A 474-nucleotide genomic window follows, 5' to 3' on the forward strand; every position below is an offset into this window, starting at 1 on the left:
CATCGCCAGGCTTTAAATTTATTTTCACTTTTTTGAAAGGTGAAGACAAAAGGTATCGTTACTTGCATTAGCAAATAACAACCTCAACAGTGTACTAATCTGTTGATGACAATTTGTTGGAGGGATGGCTGAGTGGTCGAAAGCACCGGTCTTGAAAACCGGCAACCGTTAATAGCGGTTCTAGGGTTCAAATCCCTATCCCTCCACCACTCTTAAAGATTAAACCGCTGTTTTTACAGCGGTTTTTTCGTATCTAAAGCCTCGAAAATCATCTCGCACAGAAAGGTAGCACAGATGTACTTATTGAGACTTCCAAATAGCGTATACTACACACGCATCGCCCCCCCACTTTCACTGCGTAGCAGCGGTTATCCCAAAGAGTTTAAATTCTCTCTTCTAACTCGTGAACGTAAAGTCGCTTACCTGAGAAATATCGAACAGGTTCAATTATACTAATCCGGAAAATTAACTGAT

At 41.1% G+C, this 474-nt stretch carries 1 protein-coding gene and 1 tRNA gene; both read left to right on the forward strand.

Annotation, left to right across the window (positions count from 1 at the left end; all coding sequences use genetic code 11):
- Nucleotides 1–118: 118 nt before the first annotated feature.
- A tRNA-Ser gene (locus AB4167_RS22165) sits at nucleotides 119–209 on the forward strand.
- 85 nt (nucleotides 210–294) lie between these two features.
- Nucleotides 295–456, forward strand: a complete 162-nt coding sequence (locus AB4167_RS22170) for a hypothetical protein (RefSeq protein WP_372137040.1) — start codon at nucleotides 295–297, stop codon at nucleotides 454–456.
- Nucleotides 457–474: the final 18 nt, after the last annotated feature.

The sequence above is a fragment of the Vibrio sp. 10N.286.49.E11 genome (genome assembly GCF_041469505.1).
In the GTDB taxonomy this organism is placed as follows: domain Bacteria; phylum Pseudomonadota; class Gammaproteobacteria; order Enterobacterales; family Vibrionaceae; genus Vibrio; species Vibrio crassostreae_C.

Coding starts and splice junctions, on each gene's coding strand:
- AB4167_RS22170 (WP_372137040.1), top strand. CDS start 295: ATGTACTTATTGAGACTTCCAAATAGCGTATACTACACACGCATCGCC.